Origin of the sequence: Polyangium mundeleinium (genome assembly GCF_028369105.1) — a bacterium.
Classification (GTDB): domain Bacteria; phylum Myxococcota_A; class Polyangia; order Polyangiales; family Polyangiaceae; genus Polyangium; species Polyangium mundeleinium.
Genome location: NZ_JAQNDO010000001.1, coordinates 8548660 through 8568553 on the forward strand (window position 1 = coordinate 8548660; position 19894 = coordinate 8568553).

Annotated in this window: 16 protein-coding genes; 8 read left to right on the top strand and 8 right to left on the bottom strand. The window is 68.5% G+C overall.

What is annotated here, in order from left to right; translation table 11 throughout:
• Positions 1–7 precede the first annotated feature (7 nt).
• Positions 8–1489: an MDR family MFS transporter gene (locus POL67_RS33815; protein ID WP_271924738.1), complete on the bottom strand. Its 1482-nt coding sequence runs from the start codon at positions 1487–1489 to the stop codon at positions 8–10.
• 53 nt (positions 1490–1542) lie between these two features.
• Positions 1543–2598: a nucleotidyltransferase domain-containing protein gene (locus POL67_RS33820; RefSeq protein WP_271924739.1), complete on the bottom strand. Its 1056-nt coding sequence runs from the start codon at positions 2596–2598 to the stop codon at positions 1543–1545.
• Positions 2599–2675: 77 nt separating this feature from the next.
• Here POL67_RS33820 and POL67_RS33825 point away from each other — a divergent pair, with 77 nt between their 5' ends.
• The 3 genes from POL67_RS33825 (at position 2676) to POL67_RS33835 (ending at position 6255) form a co-directional block, all read left to right on the top strand.
• Positions 2676–2918, top strand: coding sequence for an amphi-Trp domain-containing protein (locus tag POL67_RS33825; RefSeq protein WP_271924740.1), 243 nt, complete (start codon positions 2676–2678; stop codon positions 2916–2918).
• Positions 2915–4786 (top strand): ribonuclease R family protein, encoded by a 1872-nt coding sequence (locus tag POL67_RS33830; RefSeq protein WP_271924741.1) that lies wholly within the window; start codon positions 2915–2917, stop codon positions 4784–4786. Before POL67_RS33825 ends, POL67_RS33830 begins: the two co-directional genes overlap by 4 nt.
• 602 nt (positions 4787–5388) lie before the next feature.
• Positions 5389–6255: a hypothetical protein gene (locus POL67_RS33835; RefSeq protein ID WP_271924742.1), complete on the top strand. Its 867-nt coding sequence runs from the start codon at positions 5389–5391 to the stop codon at positions 6253–6255.
• Here the strand turns inward: POL67_RS33835 and POL67_RS33840 are convergent, their stop codons facing one another.
• The 3 genes from POL67_RS33840 to POL67_RS33850 form a co-directional block, all read right to left on the bottom strand.
• Positions 6256–7122: an STAS domain-containing protein gene (locus POL67_RS33840; RefSeq protein ID WP_271924743.1), complete on the bottom strand. Its 867-nt coding sequence runs from the start codon at positions 7120–7122 to the stop codon at positions 6256–6258.
• A gap of 64 nt (positions 7123–7186) precedes the next feature.
• The gene (locus tag POL67_RS33845) at positions 7187–9067 is read right to left on the bottom strand and encodes an OPT family oligopeptide transporter (protein ID WP_271924744.1); all 1881 of its coding nucleotides are present in this window, start codon (positions 9065–9067) and stop codon (positions 7187–7189) included.
• A gap of 62 nt (positions 9068–9129) precedes the next feature.
• The gene (locus tag POL67_RS33850) at positions 9130–11118 is read right to left on the bottom strand and encodes a CocE/NonD family hydrolase (RefSeq protein ID WP_271924745.1); all 1989 of its coding nucleotides are present in this window, start codon (positions 11116–11118) and stop codon (positions 9130–9132) included.
• A 110-nt stretch (positions 11119–11228) separates the two neighbouring features.
• On the opposite strand from POL67_RS33850, the gene POL67_RS33855 reads away from it, so the two are divergent.
• Both POL67_RS33855 and POL67_RS33860 read left to right on the top strand, forming a co-directional pair.
• Positions 11229–11855, top strand: a complete 627-nt coding sequence (locus tag POL67_RS33855; RefSeq protein WP_271924746.1) for an L-2-amino-thiazoline-4-carboxylic acid hydrolase — start codon at positions 11229–11231, stop codon at positions 11853–11855.
• Positions 11852–14155, top strand: coding sequence for a M20/M25/M40 family metallo-hydrolase (locus tag POL67_RS33860; protein WP_271924747.1), 2304 nt, complete (start codon positions 11852–11854; stop codon positions 14153–14155). Before POL67_RS33855 ends, POL67_RS33860 begins: the two co-directional genes overlap by 4 nt.
• Position 14156: 1 nt before the next feature.
• Here POL67_RS33860 and POL67_RS33865 read toward each other — a convergent pair whose 3' ends face one another.
• Positions 14157–14942 carry a hypothetical protein gene (locus POL67_RS33865; RefSeq protein ID WP_271924748.1) on the bottom strand — a complete coding sequence of 262 codons (786 nt, stop codon included), beginning with the start codon at positions 14940–14942 and terminating at the stop codon, positions 14157–14159.
• A gap of 281 nt (positions 14943–15223) precedes the next feature.
• Between POL67_RS33865 and POL67_RS33870 the strand changes: the two genes are divergently transcribed.
• From POL67_RS33870 to POL67_RS33880, 3 genes are read left to right on the top strand one after another with little or no spacing between them, the layout of a single operon-like run.
• Entirely contained in the window at positions 15224–16507 is a 1284-nt protein-coding gene (locus tag POL67_RS33870; protein ID WP_271924749.1) for a ferredoxin--NADP reductase, read from the top strand.
• Positions 16507–17328 carry a MerR family transcriptional regulator gene (locus POL67_RS33875; protein WP_271930933.1) on the top strand — a complete coding sequence of 274 codons (822 nt, stop codon included), beginning with the start codon at positions 16507–16509 and terminating at the stop codon, positions 17326–17328. Before POL67_RS33870 ends, POL67_RS33875 begins: the two co-directional genes overlap by 1 nt.
• 29 nt (positions 17329–17357) lie before the next feature.
• Complete coding sequence (locus tag POL67_RS33880; protein ID WP_271924750.1) at positions 17358–18536, top strand: ferritin-like domain-containing protein; 1179 nt, start codon at positions 17358–17360, stop codon at positions 18534–18536.
• 1 nt (position 18537) lies between these two features.
• Here POL67_RS33880 and POL67_RS33885 read toward each other — a convergent pair whose 3' ends face one another.
• Positions 18538–19152 carry a hypothetical protein gene (locus POL67_RS33885; RefSeq protein WP_271924751.1) on the bottom strand — a complete coding sequence of 205 codons (615 nt, stop codon included), beginning with the start codon at positions 19150–19152 and terminating at the stop codon, positions 18538–18540.
• A 17-nt stretch (positions 19153–19169) separates the two neighbouring features.
• Positions 19170–19790, bottom strand: a complete 621-nt coding sequence (locus tag POL67_RS33890) for a hypothetical protein (protein ID WP_271924752.1) — start codon at positions 19788–19790, stop codon at positions 19170–19172.
• Positions 19791–19894 lie beyond the last annotated feature (104 nt).

Sequence of the window (19894 nt, forward strand, 5' to 3'; positions counted from 1 at the left end):
CAAACGATCAATGCGCGGGAGGTGCAGGCGCGGGCGCCGGCTCCGCGGCCTTCGTCGCCAGAGGTACGTCCGGGAAAAACAGCGCCCCGACGAACGCGAGGACGCCGAGGACCGCGATCATCCAGAACACCGTCCCGAGGCCCGCGTCGAGCAGGCCGGAGATACGCTGCACGACGTCGGGCCCGAGCGCGGACATTCCCTCACGCGAGAGCGCTCGGCTCGCCGCGTCGCTCGGAAGTGTTGGGTCCTTCCGAAGCGAGGCCACGATCACGCCGCCCATCACGCCGACCGCGACAGCCCCGCCGATCGTCCGGAAAAACATCGTGCTCGCGGTCGCCACGCCGCGTTGCTCCCAGCGCACCGAGGTCTGCACCGAGATGACGAGCGCCGTGTTGGCGCAGCCCATCCCGATCCCGAAGAGCCCGGTCACGACGCGCAGCGCGATGGGCCCTTCCTCGGCGACGAGGGGCAAGGCAACCGCGGCCGCCGCCGTGCAGCCCATCCCGAAACGAACGAGGGCACGAAAGCCGACCCTCGGGAGGATCCTCCCGCTGAACGTGCTCGCGATGGGCCACGAGACGAGCATCGGCGTGATGGAGCTCCCCGCTTGTGTCGGCGTCCCGCCGAGCACGCCCTGGATGAAGAGCGGCACGTACGTGAGGAGGGCGATCATCGCGCCGCCGATGATCGCGCCGATCGCGGACGAGAGCGCCATCACCCGACGCGCAAAAAGCGCGAGCGGCAGGAGCGGCTCCTCGGCGCGACGCTCGACGAAGAGGAAGGCCCCGAGCAGGAGCGGCGTCGCGAGGACGAAGGTCGCGGACTTGTGCACCCCGGAGCTCGCGATGAGCAGCGACGTCACGAAGCCCGCGAGGAGCAAGGCCCCCGCGAGATCGAGGCGCCGCGTCTTTCGCTCCACGCGCTCGTGCAGGGCCGTCGCGACGAGCGCCGCCGCCGCCACGCCGAAGGGCAGGTTCATGTAGAAGACCCAGCGCCAGGACACGTTCTCGACGATCACGCCGCCGATGATCGGCCCGACGAGGCCAAAAAACCCCCACGCCGCGCCGATGTACCCTTGCAGCTTCGAGCGCTCCTCGATACCGAAGATGTCGCCGATGATCGTGACCGGCATCGGCTGCATGGCCCCGGCGCCGAGCCCCTGGATCGCCCGGAACGCGATGAGCGCGGGCATCGATTGTGCGGCGCCGCTCGCCGCCGATCCCAGGAGGAAGATCGCGATCCCCGCGAGCAGCACGGGCTTTCGACCGTGCAGATCCGCGAGCTTGCCGAAGATGGGGACCGAGATCGCCGAGGTGATCAGGTACGCGTTCGTGACCCACGCGTAATACTCGATGCCGCCGAGATCCCCGGTGACGGTGGGCATCGCGGTGGCCACGACGGTCGCCTCGAGCGCGGCCATGGCGAGGGCGAGCACGAGGCCCGCGACGGTCAGGCCTCTGTGCGTGCGTCGTTCATCTGGAACCGACATGGCAAGGCGGTGTGGTTACTCCGCGGCCGGCACACGCGCAACCGCGGCTCCCCTCAGAACACGCCGAATTGCCGCACGAGGCCCGCGATCTCCTCGTCCTCGTGAAAGAAGACGCGATCGAGCCCCTCCTGGAACGTGTAGGTCAAGTTCGTCGCTTCCTTCCAGAGCGCGTCTTGATTGAAGGCTTCGAACGGGAGATCCGAGAGGTGCCGGCGTTTGTCCTCGTCCGAGATGATGGCCATGAAGGCGTCGTACGAGCCCATCACCTTCTGCGCGGTCTCGACGGAGATCGTAGGCCGGAGCAGAACCTCGCACATCTGCTCGAACGGCGAGAGGCGGAGCCGCTCGCGGAGGTAGTGGACGACACGCGTTGGATCGATGCCGCCCTCACCACGCCGGAACTCGCCCTTGCCGAAGAGCTCGAGCGAGAAGCACGCGAGCATCCCGCTCGCGAAGAGCAGCTTCCGGCTCGTGCGCAGCTTGACGTTCCGCAGCGCCCAGCCGCCCTTGAAGCCCTGCTTGTTCACGAAGTCGACGGTGATGGTGCGCCAGTACCGGATGATGTCGTTCAAGAGGACACGCGGCACGAGCTTCGAACGCTTGGAGAACAAAAGACCACGATCATCGGAGACGTAGCGGTGCAGCACCAGGTCGACGACCCGATCGAGCGCCTCCCTCTGGCCGATCGCGATCGACTCCAGCAGGAGCAGGATGCGCTGCGTGGTGTTGCGGTTCGTGTCGTCGTGGCCCCCGATGAGGTGCAGCAAGGGGTGGCTGAAGGACACGTTGTCGAAGACGCCGAACGGGCTCGGCGGTTGGAACTTCGCCGCATCCAGGATACGCGTAATCGCGACGGCCTCTTCGAAGTGGACCCGGTCGGCGCGCCCGTCGACGAGCAGCGTCCAGTCGATGTCGCTGCCCGGCGTGTACTCGCCGCGGGCGAACGACCCGAAGACGACGATGCTCGCGTCCTCCGGATCGTGCCCCTGAAGGAGCTCGCGCAGCCTGACCAGCGTCCGCGCGGAGAGGTCACGCGCGGCGAGCACGTGCGGAAAGGCGCGGCTGGCCTTCGCTTCGAGACGCTGGATCACCTCGGATTTCGCTTCCATTCGGTTTTCCTGAGGGGGGCGGACACTAGCACATGCCCCGTGGACATCGCGACGATCAGCCGATTATCCTCCCGGCCATGGCGAGAGACGTCACGCGCATCCGCACGAGGGATGAATTCGTCGCGCTCCTCCGCCGCGTCGCCGACGCGGTCGAGCGAGGCGAGCCGTTCCGCGTCCAGGTCGGCGGCGTTCGGGTCACGGTCCCGTACGACGCCGAGCTCTCGATCGAGCACGAGGCCGAGGGCGACACGGAGGAGATCGAGATGCAGCTCCGGTGGCGCCGCGGGCAAGCCGAGAGCGACGGTCCCGACAGCACATGAACGACAGCACGACACGCGGGCGCGTCTCCGTTCATCCCCGCGGGTTCGGGTTCTTCGTCGTCGAAGGCACGACCCCGATCTCCGCGTTCATCACGCCTCCGGATCTGAACCCCTTCCTCGACGGCGACGTCGTCTCCGCGCGGCTCTCGTCCGACGCTAGCGGCCGCTTCGTCGCCACCGAGCTCGCGCTCGTCAGCCGCCCCCGCGCCGAGGTCTTCGGCAGCGTCGCCCTCCGCGGCGGCAAACGATACCTGCGCATCGATCGCTCCGTGGCGAACACAGACTGGCCCCTCGACACCACGAGCGAGCTCGCCGAAGGCACACACGTCGTGGCCGAGGTCTCGGGCGATCGCCTCGTCGTCGCGCGTGTCGTGCCCGAGGGCGCCGACCTCGGCGTCGAGCGTTGCATCGCGCGGCACGGCCTCCGCGCGGTCTTCGCCGAGGCCCTCGATCGCGCCGCGGAGGAAGCAGCCGCGCGGCCGATCCCGATGGAGCGGCGTCGCGATCTCCGGAGCGTCCCGACCGTGACCATCGACGCGGCCTCCACGCGGGACATCGACGACGCGCTCTCGGCCTATCCGGCCGACGCGAGCGGCGCACTCCGCGTGCTCGTCTCCATCGCCGACGTCGACGTGTTTGTCCCCGAGCGCTCGGCCCTCGATCGCGAAGCGCGCCTGCGCGGCACGAGCGTCTACCTCGCGGGCCGCGTGCTGCCGATGCTCCCCGAGGCCATCTCGTCGCGCGCCGCGAGCCTCGTCGAGGGCGAGGACCGGCCTGCGCTCACCGCCGAGCTCCGCATCGATCCCGAAGGTCGCATCACGTCGGTCGACGTCTACGAGAGCCTCGTCCGCTCACGCGCGCGCCTCACGTACGACGCCGTCGACACCTTCCTCGCCGAGGGCCACGCCGAGGGCGTCCCGCACGCCGTCGAGAGCACGCTGCGCTGGCTGCGCACCGCGGTCGCGCGCCTCGGCGCCGTTCGCGCCGCGCGGGGTGGCGTCAACCTCGCGCGTGAGGAGGCGCGTATCGAGCTCGACGCGCGCACGGGCGAGCCGACCGCGATCGAGGCGCACCGCGAGACGCCCGCGCACAGGCTCGTCGAGCGGCTCATGGTCGCGGCGAACGAGGCCGTCGCGGAGTGGCTCGTCGCGCGTGGCCTCCCCGGCATCTACCGCGTCCACGACGAACCCTCGCCCGAGCGCGTCCGCACGCTCGCGCAGCTCGCGCATAACTTCGGCATCGAAGCCGGCTTCGGCCCTCGCCTCTCGGCCCGCTCGCTCGCCGCGTTCGAGGCACAGATCGCGGGCGCCCGCTTCGAGCCCGCGATCCGCACCGTGCTCGGCCAGGCCCTCGGCCCGGCGCGGTACACGCCCGATCCCGGCGCGCACTTCGGCCTCGGCGCGCCGCTCTACCTGCATTTCACCTCGCCGATTCGCCGATACGCCGACCTCGTCGTGCACCGCATCCTCAAGCGGTACCTCGAAGGCCACCGCGATTACGAGGACATCCGCGCCGGCCTCGCCGTCCTCGCGGCCGATTGCGACCGCTCCTCGCAAAACGCGGGCAAGGCGGAAGCCGAGCGCCACCGCATGCTCGTCGCGCGCCTTTATGCCGGCCGCCTCGGCGAGGAGGTCTCGGGCAACATCGTCGCGCTCAAGCCGTTTGGCCTCCTCGTGCAGATCGCCGGCACGGGCGCGATGGGCTCGATCACGACGGACGCTCTGCCTGGCGGCCCCTTCCGCACGGACCTCGCCGCGCAGGCGCTCCTCGGCGCGGGCGTGCGGTACGCGGTGGGGGATCGGATCACGGCGACCGTCGCAGCCGTCCACGAGGAGCTCGGGAGGATCGATCTGGTCCCGGTGGGGTGACGAGGGCGCGTTGTCGGAGGACGAGGGCGCGATCTCGCGTGACGAGGGCGCTTTCTCGCGTGACGAGGGCGCGATCTCGTGTGACGAGAGCGCTTTCTCGCGTGACGAGGGCGCTTTCTCGGATGACGACGGCGTCCAACATGATGACGACGCAATTTGGCGATGGGCTCCGACCGGATGACGACGGGGCGGGGGCGGATGACGAGGCCTCGGGGCTGGATGACGAGGCCCTGGGCTGGCGGAGCAAGGTCATTGCTCTTGCATGAATCGGATCACGCCCCCGGGTCTGGAGCTACCTGCGCCGGAAGCTCGGGTCCGGTGCCCTGCAGAACGTCGAGTTCATCTTTACGAATACCCCGGAAGAGAGCGCCGCATAGGCGTTCGGCCGGCCCGCCCCCGATGCCCAAGGAGAACGACGCCGTCCCCTCGTGGCTATCCAAGGTTCGCGAGGAGCTCGTGCCCTCGTCAACGGCGGCGTGGCCGCTCTTGATCATGTCGGAAGCCGGGCATCGAAACCATTCGATGCTGCAGCAGCGCTCCACCCTGCTCTCGCCCACAATTCCCCTTGACACGGCTCGCCCGCTCGCCCGACTCTCCCGGCCATGCCCATCCAATCCAGTGACGATCCGATCCACACCCTCGACATCCTCGCCGCGAAGGTCGGCGCGCCTCAGGCGGGATTGCTCGATGCGCTGCTCGCGGGCACCGATAACGAGCAGCTCACCGACAAGGGTCGCGAGATCGCCACGAGCCGGCTCGTCGTCGACGGGGTGCGGCTGTATCAGGAGGCGTACAACTTCTGGCAAGGCGCCACCGATCCGCAGAAGAAATGCCTCAAGGGGTTTTCGTTGCCCCTGCTCGGCGTGGCCGTGCATCAGCTCCTCGCGCTCCACGTGCGGGCGCAGAAGATGGCGGACGATACGACGGACGAGGGCAAGTCGCGGGCGAAGCGCGCGACCGAGGCGAGCCGCACCGCGTCGCATGCGGTCGCGGTGCGTGATCAGGCCGCCTCGGCGCTGCGGGACGCCGCAGGCCTCGACCCGGCATTACGCGCGGAGGTCGACGAGACGGTCGGCACGGCCGATACGCCGGACACGCTCGCGCGCGGGCTCGACGGGCTCGCCAATGTCCTCGACGCGTGGCTGAAAGCCCCGCCCGCCTCGCCCATCCTCGCGCGGCTCACGCTCGCGAGCCTCGATGCGGCCTATGCGGAGGAGCTCAGGGCCGCGGCGAATGCCGTGCGGACGACCGCGGCGAATGCCGGCGAACGGCAAGCGGCGAAGGCCGCGGCGCAGGCAGGACTCGATCGAGAAGACGGCGTGGCGATCCTCCTGCTCGGGCAGATCGTGCGCGCCTTCGAAGCCGCGCACGATCTCGATCCGACGATCCCGCGCCTCCTGCCGAATTCGACGCGGCGGCTGTTCTCCCGGCGCACGAAGAAGAAGGAGACGGGCGCGGCGGAGGCATGATCACTTCCTCCGCCGCACCACCTCGAACGCCATTCGCCTGAGCGCCGCGCGCAATCCATCCCGCAGCGTCCCATACGTCGGCACGCCCGACAGCGGCGCGTCGATTCCCACGAGCGTCCTCGCGACCTCCGGGCTCACGCCCACCACGGCGCAGCCCGCCCCGAGCAGCCGCGTCGCGCTGATCGTTTGCAGGAGCCGATGCGCGGCGCTCTCGTCCACCGACCGCATCCCCGTGATGTCGAGGAGCACCTCGCGCGTCTGAAATTGCTGAATGGCCGCGAGCACATCGTCCGTCACCCGCTCGCCTCGCCGCTCGTCGAGTGTCCCGACGAGCGGGACCACGAGCACGCCGTCCCACACTTGAATGATCGGCGCCGAGATCGCCTGGATCAGCGCGATCTTCTCTTCGAGCTCCGCCGTCCGTGCGGCCACCATTCGTTCGAGCTCGGCTCGATGCTCCGCCACGAGCGCCTCGTTGCGCTTCTCGGTCGTGACGTCTTTCACCTGCACGAACACGCCGATCGCCGCGCCGTCCTCGCCGCGCACCGGCGCGTACACGTTCTCCCAGTAGTTCCGCTGCAACGCCTCGTCGCCATACGCCTCGACGACGGTGAATGCCTCGCCGGCGAGCGCGCGATCGAAGTTCAGGCGGGCTTTCTCGCGATCAGCAGAGGCCTTGATGACCTCCAGCATGCTCAGGCCGAGGCGGATGTCCGCGCCCCAGATCGCCCGCATGACCCCCTCGTGTCGGGGATTGAAATAGATGTATCGATAGTCCCGGTCGAGCGCGAACATGATCGCGCCGGGGATATTCTCTCCGATCGCGCGGAGTACGGCCATCGCGGTGGCGCCTTGGGTCTTGCTCATCAAGCGAGCATCATCGACCCTCAGCAATCCACGCGCAACCGGCTCCTCCCCAGAAAACTCCCACCTACTTCTGCAGCACGCCGGCCACCACGAGCAGCTTGATCAAGATTCCCATCAAGCTCTCACCCGCGATCCACCCGCTCGACACCGGCACCGTCAGCCGCTCACCGAGCACCGGCTTCACCTTGCGCAGCACGTGCGCGATCGTCGCCCCGATGAACATCGCGATCGCGTTGCTCGCCGGGATCACCAGCGCGATGCCGAGGCCCGCCGGCGAAGGCACGAAAGGAAGCACCTTCTTCGGCGCGAATCGCTCCGCGAGCGCGAGCACCACGCCGAGCAGAAGGCCGATCACCATCGCGCGGTCCGCCCCCGGGGGCAAACCCCCGAGCCCGCCTGCGAATGCCTTCGAAACGCCGGCCCATACGAGGCACGACGGCGCGGGCCACTCCTCGCTGCCGAGCACGGACGGGTCCGGCATGATGAGCCAGAAGGCCGGCACCACGACGAGCGCCCCGGCCACCACGCCGAAGAGCTGCCCTTTGAGCTGCTGCCGCGGACTCGCGCCGAGCAACCACCCGCTCTTCAGGTCGGTCAGCAAATCCGCCGCATGCAGCCCGACCCCGCCCGTCACGTTCGCGCTCATGATGTTGCCAGCGAGGTTGCCGGGCGTCAGCACCCCGTACACCGCCTGCGTCACGGGCCCGAGCGCCTTCGTCGGCGTCACGTCCGTCTCGCCCGTCACGCGCGCCGCGACAAACCCCATCACGATCGAGAGCGGCACCGCGATGATCCCGGCCCAGAGCGGAATCTTGAAGAGGAACCCCATCAAGAGGATCACGACCGGCGCGAGCACGGCGAACCCCGCGGGAAACCACCACGCCGGGCATTCCACCTCCGTGATGGGCTCCTCTTTCTCGGATTTCTCGCCACCCTTGAATATCCCCGACAAACCTCGGAACGAACGGGCGATGCTCTTGTAATCGAGCAGGAAGCTCGTCAGGCCCGAGGCCACGAGGATCGCGGCGCCTGGCCAGAGCGTCCACCCGACGATCGCCTTGTAGCTCACCTCTTTGATCGCGTGCTCCGCGGCGAGCCGCGGCGCGAGGATCGCGTAGCCGGCCATCCCCGAAAGCAGGAGCGACCATGCCGTGCGGAAGCTCATGAGCGCGCCCGCGCCGACCAGCACGAGCTCGCAGTTCAGCGTGATCGTCCAGTCCTTCGCCGCGCGCCCCGCGATCTGGAAGGGCAGCGCGATCGAGCCGGGCAGGTTGAACGGGATCCACGCCGCCTTCGCGTCACGCAAGAACGCGAGCAGCGCGCCCATGAGCCCCGCGATGCCGAGCAGCCGCGCCTTCTCCTTGCCCCCGCCCGCGGCTTGCGCCCCCGCATCTCCATGCGCCGCCGCGTGCATCGAGCGCAACGTCTCGGCCGTCGCCGTGCCCGTCGGGAACGCGAGCGCCTCCTTGTTGATGAGCTGCCGCTTGATCGGGATCGCTGCGAATACGCCCATCGCCGCGATCACGCCGAACCACAGCATCAGCCAGACCGTGCTCGGCCGCATCGTCGTGACCATGAGCAGCGCGCCAAACGCCGCCATGTTCCCGCCGCCCGTCATGTACCCGGCCGCGGACGCGACCGAGCCCATCGCGTTGTTCTCCAGGATCGTGAACTCGCTCTTCGTCAGCTTCGCCGCGCGAAACAGCTCGAAGACGGCGAACGCGAGGATACACGCGGTCAGCGTCACCCCGAGGCTCCAGCCCGTCTTGAAGAAAACGTAGAGGTTTGACAAACACATCACCCCGCCGATGAGCATCCCGGCGATGACCGCGCGCGGCGTGAGCTGTTTTTCCCCTTTGCGATAGACCGTATCGAGCCATTGTTGCTCGGGGTCCGTCGCGGTCGTGGTTTCCGGCGGGGCAGTGGGCTCGGCGGTGGGTTTCATCGTGGTCATCGCGGGTCGGGCCGCGAGCGTACCGGAGAAACGTTCGAGGTGCGAAGAAAAACCTACTCGTCCAGCGCCCGGAGGATCGTCACTTCCAGGGCGCTCGGCATCCCCTGCGAACGATACACCCGGTGCGTCGCCTTCATGTAATCGCTCGGCTTGGCCTCGAAGATGTTTGGCACGAATTTCTGCGGGTTTCGATCGATGAACGGGAACCACGTCGATTGCACCTGGATCACGATCCGGTGCCCCTTCTTGAAGGTGTGGAACACGTCGTTCACCGCGAACTTCACCTTCGTCGGCTCGCCTGGGACGAACGGCTTTGGCGCCTCGTAGCTCTCGCGGAACCGGCCGCGGAACGGCTCGCCGCGCACGAGGATCTGCTGCCCGCCCCGGTCCTTCTTGCCCGCCCACCGATCTTCCTTGGTGAACCCCGGCATCTTTCCGGGGTTCTCGTCGATGAGCTTCACCACCCAGTCGGCGTCGGTCCCCGTCGTGCTCACCCACAAATCGGCTTCGAGCGGCCCCGCGAGCGTGACGTCCCGTTCGAGCGGCTCCGAGCGATATTCGAGCACGTCGGGCCGGCGTGACGCGAAGCGTTGATCCTCGGCCATGTAGCCCGTCGACCAGTTGTTCGCCATCTCCTGGGTGTACGGCACGGGTTTGTCCGGGTCGCTCATGTATTCGTCGCTCTCGGCCTCCGCGTTCTTCGGCGGCTCGAACGACAGCGCGCCGCTCGCTTGCAGGTAGAGGCGCCCCTTCTTCGCCTCGCGCGGGGGCCAGGCGTCGAACCTCCGGAAGCGATTGGCGCCCGCCTCGAAGACCAGCGCCTCCGCGAGCTCCGGATCCGGCCCGTCCTTCAGGTGATGCTTGAAGAACGCGAGCTCGAGCTCCTGAAGCACGACCGACGTCGCGAACCCGAACTCTGCGTCGCCGAGCTTTTCCCCTTTTCCGTGCCACCAGCCCCCGTGTTTCCACGGCCCCATCACGATCGAATTCTTCGCGCCCGGGTTTTGCGCCTCGATCGCGCGGTACGTGGCGAGCGGGCCATAGAGATCCTCCGTATCGTAAAATCCTCCCACCACGAGCACCGCGGCCTTGATGTTGCGCAGGTGCGGCAGGATGTTCCGGGCCTGCCAGAACGCGTCGTAGTTCGGGTGCGCCACGATCTCGCGGAAGAACGGCCGCTCGCCCTTGAAATGCTTTGCCTCGGCCTCGGACAGGGGCCCCGCGGAGAGGAAAAACCGGTAGGCGTCAGGCGTCCCGTAGTCGATCCCCTCCCAATCGTCCTCGCTGTCCTCCTTCGGCTTCGGCCGCGGCTTGTCGAACGACGCGAAGAAATGGAACGCGAGCTGCAAATTGAAGGCGCCGTGCCGATGCACGTCGTCGCCGCGGAACCAGTCCCCGATCGGCGCCTGCGGCGAGACGGCCTTCAAGGCCGGATGCGAGTCGATCGCCCCCGCCGACGAATAAAACCCCGGATACGACACCCCGAGCATGCCCGCGCGCCCGTTGTTCCCGGCCACGTTTTTCGTCAGCCACTCGAGCGTGTCGTACGTATCGGTGCTCTCGTCGATGTCCTTCGGCCCCTTCTTGTCGAGGTGCGGGCGCACGTTCACGAACTCGCCCTCGGACATGAAGCGGCCGCGCACGTCCTGATGAACGAAGATGAAGCCCTCCCTCTCGAACGCCTCCGACAGCATGCGCTCGCGGTACCGATCGGCCCCGTACGGCGCCACGGAGTAAGGCGTGCGCATCATCAGGAACGGATACTTCCGGGAAGGGCTCGCGTCGTTCGGCACGTACACCGCCGTGAAGAGCCGCACGCCGTCGCGCATGGGAATGCGGTATTCGTATTTCGTGTACCTCGACCGGATGAACTCTGCGCGCGCGTCCGGCGCTTCGCCCTCGCTCGTCGCGGCGGGCGCGGCGGCGGGCGCGGAGAGCGGCGGCGGCGTCGGGGCGGCCTTCTCCTCGACGTGACACGCGGGCGAGGCGAGGAGCGCGAGGACGAACGGGGATGTGCGGGCGAGAGAAACACGAACGGACACGAACGACCTCCTGGGGACGCCTGGGGCGCACAGGATAGACGCCGGGTCGTGGTGCTTGTGAGCAAAATCCAATCGCCGCCCCCGGTCCGCCGCGGTGGTAGTCTTGGGGCATGAGGGTCACCCCCGAGCAGCACCTTGGAGACATCCTCCGGTTCGGACGCGACGAGGCCGTACGTGCTCTCGGCGAGGCGCGCGCCGATCGTCTGCGCTCGCTCACGTGGGCCCGTTATTACGCTCTCGTGCCCGACGCGCCGAATTTCCAGGAGAAGACGAATCGAAAACTCTTCGTCCTCACCCTCCCGCTCCTCGCGCTCTACCAGGCGCTCCGCCAGGGCCTCGAGATCGAACGAGAAGACGCGCTCCGCCTCGCCGAGGACATGCTCCACGCGTCGTACCGCGAGCGCATGAGCCCCGTGCGCGTCGCCGCGCTGAACGTCACCTACCAGGTCGCGCCGATACGGCGCGTGTACCTGCAACAGGTGACCCGCATGAGCGAGCCCGGGGGCTTCCGCATCGAGGTGCCCGAGGCCTCGAACGCCGTACTCGCGCTCGACGTGCACGCCTGCCCCATCGCGCGCTTCGCCGAGGAGCACGGCGCGCCCGAGATCGTCCCCTTGATCTGCCGGCTCGACGATTTCCTGGCCTCGAAGCTCTCGGGCCTGCGCCTCGAGCGCACGGGCACGATCGGCACGGGCGCCTCCCATTGCGATTTCAGGTACGTCAAGAAAAACCAATGAAAATGCCCCCGGCGGCCCACCGCGCCGCGCTCGTGCTCGCCCTCCTCGTGATCGTCGCTTTCCGGATCGTCGGGTTCGCCCCGAACGACCCACCGCCGAGCACCACGCCGCAGGCTTTTTCCGTGGATCTCGCCGCGGCCCACGTGGCGCGCCTCGCCGCGGCGCCGCGTCCTCCGGGCACCTCGGGCCACGACGCCGCGCGGGAGTTCATCCGCGCCGAGCTCACGCGCCTCGGCATCTCCGTGGAGATCCAGCGCGCCACGGCGCTCGGCACGCACTGGGGCGTGCCGTACGACGTCGCCCGCGTCGAGAACCTCGTCGCGCGTTTGCCCGGACGCGAGCGTGGCCCGGCCCTCGCGCTCGTCGCCCATTACGACTCCGTTCCGAATGCGCCCGGCGCGGCCGACGACGCGAGCGGCGTCGCCGTCTTGCTGGAGACGGCCCGCGCCCTCCGCGCGGGCCCCGCGCTCCGCAACGATGTGATGTTCCTGTTCACGGACGCCGAAGAAGCCGGCATCCTCGGCGGAAACGTCTTCGTCCGCGAGCACCCGTCGTTCCGCGACATCGGCCTCGTGCTGAACTTCGACGCGCGTGGCACACGAGGCCCGGTCGGGCTCATCGAGACGAGCGCCGACGCCGGCGCGCTCGTGCGACATTTCGGAGACGCCACGCCCGACCCCATCGCCTCGTCGCTCTTCCCCGAGATCGCGCGCCGCCTCGGCCACCAGACCGATTTTTTCCCCTTCCGCCAGGCCGGCGTGCCCGGGATGAATTTCGCGGCTGCCGACGGGGCCGCCCATTACCATTCTCCCGTCGACGCCCCGGCGCACCTCGACCGGCGGACGCTCGCGCACGCGGGGACGCTCGCGCTCGCGCTCGCGCGGCGCTTCGGCGATCTCGATCTCACGACCCTCGCGGCCGAGCCGGTCGTTTATTTCGACGTGCCGGGCCTCGGGCTCGTCGTGTACGGCCGCGCGTGGGCGCTGCCGATGGCGATGATCCCCGCGGTCTTGTTCGTCTTCGCGCTCCTCTCTGCCATGCGGCGCGGACAAGCGCGCCCGGCTCGTGTGCTCGCCGGATTCGGCGTGCTCCTCGCCTCGCTCGCTCTCGCAGCCGGGCTCGCCGCCGGCATCGTCGCCGCGCTCCGCGCCCTCACGCCCGTGTGGGGCGTTTTCCGCGGGGATCCCTTCGATCCAGGCCTCGCGCGTATCGCTCTCGCCCTGCTCGGCGTCGCCATCTATGCCGCCGCCCATCGGTTTTTCCGGGCACGCCTCTCCCCGGTCGAACTCGCGCTCGGCGCGGCCTCGGCCTGGCTCCTCCTCGCGTTCGTGACGGCCGCGCTCCTGCCGGGCGCGAGTTTTCTTTTTGCCCTCCCGCTCGCGGCGTCGCTCGCGGGCCTGCTCGTGTGGCAACGGTGCCCTTCTCCGCAATCGCCGTCGAGCGGCCTCTGGCTCCTGCTCTCCGCGCTTCCTGCGCTCGTCCTCGTCGTCCCGGTCCCTTATCTCCTCTTCGTCGCCCTCGGCTTGCCGCGGGCCGCGCCGGCCGTCGCCGTCGTCGTCCTCCTCGCGGGCCTCTTCGCCCCGCTGTTCGAGGTCCTCGGCGCGGGCGCCTCGCGAAAACCCGCCCTCGGCCTCGCGGCGGCCTTCGTGATCACGCTCGGCTTGGCCGTCGGGACAAACCCCTTCTCGCCGGCGCGGCCGCGCCCGGCTTGCCTCGCGTACGCCCTCGACGCCGATCGCCGCGAGGCCGTCTGGACGACGACCGAGGACAAACCCGCTCCGTGGACGACCTTGTACATCCCCGAGGCCACGCGCCGCGCCGCTCGCTTCTCGCTCCCCGACCAGGGAACGCTCCGGCACGAGGCCGAGGCGCCGCCGCTCGACGTCCCGCCGCCCCAGATCGAATCCCTCCGTGACACGATCCACGACGGGATCCGCACGCTCCGCTTTCGTCTTCGCTCGGGCCGGAGCGCGCCGTTTGTCCTCGTCTCGGTCACCTCGGAGGCGCCCCTCCGCGGCGCGACGATCGACGGGCGACGCGTGGACGAGCCGAGCGCGTTTCGAGCGACGACCACCGAGCCCTGGGGTTTTACCTTCCAGGGTTTGCCCGCGGAGGGCATCGAAGGATCGATCGACCTCGCGCCCGGCGCGCCCGTGACCGTGCGGGTGGTCGATCGGACCTATGCCTTGCCCGAGCAGCTCCTCCGCGCGCCCATGCCCGCGGACGTGATGCCAATGCCCTTCCGAATCGCCGGCTCTACGTTCGTCGCCGCCGAGCGCACATTCGGCCCGGGCCCCTGAATCAACCCGATTTCTTCCGGCCCGTCTTTTTCGTCGCCCCGCCGGCTGCTTTCTTCGTCTCGTCACGCAAGTGCGCCCAAAGCGGCAGCGCCGGCACGAGCGCGTCGTCGGCTTCGACGACGGCGCGCCGAAGGGCCGGCGTATCCACGGGTCCGCCCTTGGGCCACAGCACCTCACCTTGCCCCTCGGCCACGTTGTGAAGCGCGTCGATCACCTTGCCACGCGTCACGCCGAGCGTGTCGTGCACCAGGAGGCCCGGCCGGAAAGGCTCTTCCCGCTCCACGAGCGCGCGCTCGAATGCCGCCTCATCGAACGTCGTGTGGTCCTCGGACCCGAAACCGAGCTCCTCTGGAGAGGCCGCGATCGTCTTTTTTTCGTACGTCCGGAGGACACCTTTGTCGATCGCGACGCGCTCGCCCTCCCCGTCGATCATCGCGCGTCCCTCGAAGCCGTCGGGCGTGAGACGCATGGCCACGTCGTAGTCGCTCATGTCCGACGACATCCACGCCACGTATTGCCAATCCCGCTCGCCTGCTTTCCGGAGCGCCTCGGCCGGCGCCTCGGCCCAGTCGTCCACCAGGAACACCTCGCAGCCGAACGAGAATGCCAGCGATTTCAGCCGGAAGTTCCCGGGAAAATAGAACACCGCCTCGACGCGCGGGCTCACGGCCACGCGCACGAGGCTCTCGCCCGCGAAGCCCGGCTCCGCGTCGGCCCACGGATCCACGATGGCCTTCGCCGAGCAGCGACGTTTGTCGTACAGGTACACGACGAACAGGTAGCTCACGGTACCGAGGAAAGCATGGTGGTGGCAGGACGACAACACGTCCCGCCGACGAACCCACGCCGATGGTACGACCCCCAAGCATCCATCGCGGGTGTTTCCCGTTCTGATCGTCGTCTCGTCGAATTCGTGCCGCGTCTCCGATCCCGCGGACGCGGGGGGCGCTGCGCGACGCCCGCGGACGGCGACAGCGACGGCATCCCCAGCGACGGCTGCCTCGGAGCCACCGCGCACAGTGTCAAGTGACACTTGACACTTGGCAGTCCGGCGGATACAAGCGAGCCATGGAGCTCGACAAGGCCAAGGCCGAGACGCGCAAAGGCGGAGGCCCCGCGGATCTCCTACCCGCCAGGATCGTCGTCCGGCTCGAAGCGCTCGTGCGTGACGTACGTACGGTCTTGAACGACTTCACCGGCGCGCGCCCCGCGCCCTACTCGGTCCGCAAGCCGCTCGTCCGGCACCTTCTCACCTTCACGTCGTCGCCTTCCCCCGCGCCGAGCGCCGGCATCACGCCGCGCAGGCTCCGCGTCACGCGCGTCGTGCGCGAGACCCCGGACGCCGTCTCGCTCTCGCTCGCCGATCCCGAGGACCGCCGCATCCCCTTCGTCCCCGGCCAGTTCTTCACCGTGCTCGTCACGCTCGCGAGCGGCGAGGTGCTCCGCCGCGCCTATTCGATCTCGAGCCTGCCCGACGAAGACGGCGCCGCCGCCGAGGTGACGATCACCATCAAACGAATGCCCGGCGGGCGCGCCTCGAACCACCTGAACGAGCGGATCGCGGAAGGCGACGTCCTCGACGTGCTCGGCCCCTCCGGCAGCTTCACGGTGGCGCCGGATCCCGCGGCGCGAAGGCACCTCGTGTTGATCGCGGGCGGCAGCGGCATCACGCCGCTCGCCTCGATCACGCGGACCACGCTCGCGCGCGAGCCCGAGAGCCGCGTCTCGCTCGTGTACGGAAACCGGGGCGAGGCCGACATCATCTTCCGCGAGGCGCTCGCTTCCCTCGCCGAAGCCCACGCGGATCGCTTCACGCTCCGCCACGTGCTCTCCGATCCGCCCGCGGGTTTCACGGGACGCACGGGCCTGCTCGATCACGACAACGTCACACGCGAGCTCGACATGATCGCCGCGGCCTCCGGCCTCGACGCAGGTGCCACCGATTATTACGTCTGCGGGCCCGAGCCGATGATGCTCGCGGCGCGGGAAGCGCTGCTCGCCCGCGGCGTCGATCCCGCTCGCATCCACGAGGAACGGTTCTTCGCCCCCGCGCGCCGCACCACGCCGGCGCTCCCCACGAGCTCCGCCCCGATCGAGATCCGCCTCCGCGGCCGCACGAAAACCGTGACCGCCGCGCCCGGACAAACCCTGCTCGAAGCGGGCCTCGCCGCGTCCTTGCCCATGCCGTTCTCGTGTACGATGGGGGGGTGCGGCGTGTGCAAGATCAAGCTCCTCTCGGGGGACGTGACGAGCGAAGAGCCGAATTGCCTGCAAGAGGAAGAAAAAAACCAGGGGTTCGTCCTCGCGTGCGTGTCCCGCGCGGCGGCGCCGTGCACGGTGGAAGTCCCGTGATGGACGTCGTCGTCGCGAGCAAGGAGCCCGCGCGCCCCGCCGTGGGGGGGTTCGGGGGCGAAGCTCGGCCTGCCCGAGCGAAGCCCCCGAGCGTGGACCGTGATGCGTATCCGTATCGCATGAAGGATCTCTGCGAGCGGACCGGATTGCCGCGGCAGGTCGTCCATTTCTACATCCAGCAGGGCCTCGTGCCGGAGGGCCACAAGACCGGCCGCAACATGGCGTATTACGGCGAGGAGCACCTCGCCCGTATCCTCCTCGTGCGCAAGCTCCAGCACGAGCGGTTCCTCCCGCTGCGCGCCATCAAGGCCCTGCTCGAAGAGCGCGACGAGGCCTTCAGTCCCGCGCAACGCAGGTTCGTCCACGAGGTGAAATCCCGCCTCAGCAGGGCGCTTGGCGCGCGCGCGGACAACCCCGCGACGGCGGACGCGAACGAGCTCATCCAGAAGCTCGGGCTCTCGCGCAAGGACCTCGAGGACATGGTCGATCTCGGGCTCATCGCGGCCGCGGAGGAGCACGACGCCTCGGGGCGCGCGCGGCTCGTCGTGGCGAGCGACGATACGTGGATCCTGGAGACGTTCGCCGAGTTCCGGCGGATCGGCTTCAACGAGTCGATCGGTTTTTCGGCGCGCGACATCTTGATGTACGAGGAGGCCATGGGCGCGCTCTTCGCCCGCGAGGCGAAGCTGCTCGCCGAGCGCCTCTCCTCGCTCGCGCCCGAGCAAGCCGCCACCATGGTCGAGCGGGCGCTGCCGCTCATCAACGCCTTTTTGGTCCGTTATCACGACGCCCTGGCGAGGAATTTCCTCGCGACGCTTTGACATCAAACGGTTTTCGGAGGAGGCATACGATGTTCGACACGAGCCGGCTCACGAGGTTCCTCCCGCCGAGGATGCAGTCGCAGATCGACGCGTATTTCGAGGCGTTCGAGGTCCTCCTCTCGGTCAAGGATCCCAAGGTGCTCGGCGCGCTCGGCCCCTCGGGCGTGCGGGGCCTGCTCTTGCACCGGGGCAAACAAGGCACGCCGACGGACATGCCCGCGACGCACACGGCCCATTTCGACTGGACCTACCCGAGCGATCAGCCCGAGATGGCCGACCTCTACCGCCGCGCCAAGCTCGGCCAGTGGAACGGCGACGACCTGCCCTGGAACACGAGCGTCGATCCGCTCAATCCCGAGATCCCGATCATCCCCGAGGAGTTTCTCTCCTTCGACGACATCGAGGACCTCGGCATCAAGCTCGACAAGAACGAGCGGCTGAAGCTCAGCTACAGCATGTGCGCCTGGATGCTCAGCCAGTTCTTGCACGGCGAGCAGGGCGCGCTCTTCGCCGCCGCGCAGGTGACCGAGGCCGTCCAGTTCTTCGACGGCAAGCTCTACGGCGCGACGCAGGTGATGGACGAGGGCCGCCACGTCGAGGTCTTCAACCGTTACCTCGATACGAAGCTCAACAAGCTCTACCAGATCAACGACAACCTCTTCGTGATCATCGACTCGCTCATGACCGACGGCCGCTGGGACATGAAGTTCCTCGGCATGCAGATCATGGTCGAGGGCCTCGCGCTCGGCGCATTCAGCACACTGTACAAGCAGACGAAGGAGCCACTCTTGAAGGAGCTCCTCAAGATGGTCATCCAGGACGAGGCGCGGCACGTGCATTACGGCGTCTGCGCGCTGCGCGAGCACTTCACGAAGCACCTGACGGAGCGCGAGCGGCAGGAGCGCGAGGACTGGGCGTTCGAGGTCGCGCTGCTGATGCGCAACCGCTTCGCCGCGTACGAGGTCTACGAGGAGTGGTTCGAGGGCCGGATGACGCGCGCCGAGTGGCGAAACGTGGTGTACCGGTCAAAGGGGATGGAGGAGTTCCGGACCGTGATGTTCAGCCGGCTCGTGCCGAACCTGCGCGAGATCGGCCTGCTCTCCCCGCGCATCATGCCGCGGTACGAGGAGGTCGGCCTGATGCGGTACTTCGGCGGGCTCGCCGCGGACCAACTCACGGCGGAGAAGCTGCTCTCGGATCTACATTGAATCAGGGCGGGACGGGGATCGTGACGGTCGTCGCGTCGGGGTAGCTGAACGTTCCTTTGACCTCGAACGGATCGAGCCCGGTCTGACAACCGTCCTCGCAGTTCTGCTTCACGTTCGCATAAAGCGGCACGGTCACCTCCACCATCCCCGGCGCGACGGCGAAGCCCTGCGAACACGTGGACGGCTTGATCGCGGCCGGGTCCGCCTTCGCATAGCAGCTCGCCGGCATTTCGACCCGCTCGTAGAGGAGGCCCGACCATCGAAACGTCTGCGTCGCGCCCGACGCGATCGAAGAAAGGGCCGAGTCGAAACAATCGAGCGGGAACCCTTCGAGCGTCCGGGCCGCGTCGCACGTGACGTCGAGGACCGTGAGTTCCGCCCTTCGTGGTGTCTCCTCCCCATGCGGCGCGATTTGAAACTGCGCGTCGCAGGTTCCGTTGCGCAAATAGACGGGCTGAGGACGGTCGTTCCGGACGACGATCTCGACCTCGCCCGCGGAAGCCTCCGACATGAAGGGCGCGCAAACGTCGACGGGCTCGGAGCCCTCGCCGCCGCTGCAACCGGCGAGAGCCGCCGCGATCCCCACGAACACGAACATCCAGCGTGTTTTGATCACGTGTCTCTCCCGGCGCCTCAGGATCCCTCGAGCCCGCGCCACGGCTTCGGGAAGAAGCGCCATTCGCCATTGACGTACGTGAGCCCGTCGAACGCCATGCCGAGCGTCTCCCCGGGCTTGACGAACTTGAACCGATACCAGCGGACGCCTGGCTTCATGGACTCCACGGCTTTTTTGTATCCGCCGGGGAAATTCGGCCCGTCGCCCTGGCCGGCCGCGATCTCCTCCGTCGTCGCCGAATACAGGAGGAGCTGGGTTTGTCCTTCGTTCGGCTTGATGGCCGCGTTCGGGTCGGACCACATCTTCTTGTAATGCGATTCGAGCTTGCCCGCGGCGTCATCCTTGAACACGGCCTTGTAGTCGCCGGTCGTCGGCTCGAGCCGCTTCGTCAGCGCCGCGTGATCCGCGCCCGGCTTCAAGAACTGTTCGAGCAGCGCCTTCGCCGCGTCCATGTCCCCGCCGCCCGACGGCGCCGCCGCGCTCTCCCCCGCGGGCTTTTGCCCCGGCGCGGCCTTCCCATCGACGCCGGCCCTGGTCTCGGACTTCGCTTCTCCGCCCGCCTGGTCGGACTTGTTGCACCCGGCGGAGCAGAGCACCAGCACGACGAGCGATACCGCAGACAACGAACGAATGGACACGGCCACCTCCCTCGGGCGCACGAGCGCCGCGGCGCGCGAGTCTAGGCGACGCGCGCGCCGGCCGTAAACCCCGGCCCTCGGGAAAAGGGTGCGACGAACCGTGC